2 protein-coding genes are annotated in these 1,075 nt (G+C 65.1%); one reads left to right on the top strand and one right to left on the bottom strand.

The window, feature by feature from the left end:
- Positions 1-314: DUF4189 domain-containing protein (locus ACIRS4_RS38815; RefSeq protein ID WP_404205076.1), on the bottom strand; the 314-nt coding region annotated here is incomplete at its 3' end.
- 350 nt (positions 315-664) lie between these two features.
- Here ACIRS4_RS38815 and ACIRS4_RS38810 point away from each other — a divergent pair.
- Positions 665-1,036: a VOC family protein gene (locus tag ACIRS4_RS38810; RefSeq protein ID WP_357089235.1), complete on the top strand. Its 372-nt coding sequence runs from the start codon at positions 665-667 to the stop codon at positions 1,034-1,036.
- Positions 1,037-1,075: the final 39 nt, after the last annotated feature.

Genomic DNA, 1,075 nt, shown 5'->3' with positions numbered 1-1,075 from the left:
GTCGCCCCCTTACCGAAGCCCACGATCGGGAACCCTGCGACGATCGCGAGCGGACTCGTCACGACTGCACCGCAGCCGTTCGCGAACGTCACCATCATCCGGCAGTCGATGATGCCTTGACCCTTACACGTTCGGTCGGCGGCTCGAATGGCGTCGGCTTCCGTCGGGTGGTTGACCGAAAACGCGTAGACGTTGCCCCACGCGCTGAGGGAAACGGCGCCCCAGTTGACCGGTTCGGCGGCGGCAGGCGGTGCCGCAAGAATGGCAGCGGCGCTCACCGAGAGGGCGGCGGCCGCAAAGGATTTGTTGAACAAGTGGCGTGCTTCCTCTGCGCGCCGACCAGGGTGCGGCGATCGCATGGAAGATACCGCAGCGCATGGACTCGAGATCGCCCCAAGTCTTGGGGGCACGGCAAAGACCGTCACGAACTGCGGTGTTCGTGACGGATCTGCTGAAACCGATCCAGTCGCCCTTGGCTGCGGGAGCGCCCTCGTCGGTGGCCGTCGCCTCGCGCAGCCGTTCGGGACCCCGGTGGTCGGGTCACGGCGCCTCGTTCGATGAGTCGTCGAAGCGGCAGCGGCCGGTGTCGCGTTCTTACAATCGTGGGCGGCGTCGGCGATCCAGACTGGGCTGACAGCAATGTTGTTGCGGAGAGGAAAGATCCATGGCAGTTGCCACGCTGAAGATGCTCACCCTGGACAGTGCCGACGCGCGCCGAGACGCGGAGTTCTGGGCGGCCGCGCTCGGTTGGGAGATCGCCCACGTGCAGGACGAGTACGCCATGCTCACTGGTCCAGACCACGCGCTGGGATTCGGCACGGTCGCGGGCTATCAGCCGCCCACCTGGCCGAACGAGAATGGAACCAAGCAGTTCCATCTGGATTTGGCGGTCGAAGACCTCGAGATGGCCAGTAAGCAACTGGTCGAGTTGGGCGCTACGGTGCCCGAGTTTCAACCGGGTGAAAGCTGGCGGGTGCTGCTCGATCCGAGCGGCCACCCGTTCTGCCTCACCCTCGCTGCCAATTGGGCTAGCTGACCGGTCTGGCCGTATCTGACTGGGTATCCGCAAATGCCG

Origin of the sequence: Streptomyces sp. NPDC101166 (genome assembly GCF_044768125.1) — a bacterium.
Taxonomy (GTDB): domain Bacteria; phylum Actinomycetota; class Actinomycetes; order Streptomycetales; family Streptomycetaceae; genus Streptomyces.
The sequence above is the reverse complement of the archived record's forward strand: the minus strand, read 5'-3'. Positions and strand labels throughout refer to the sequence as shown.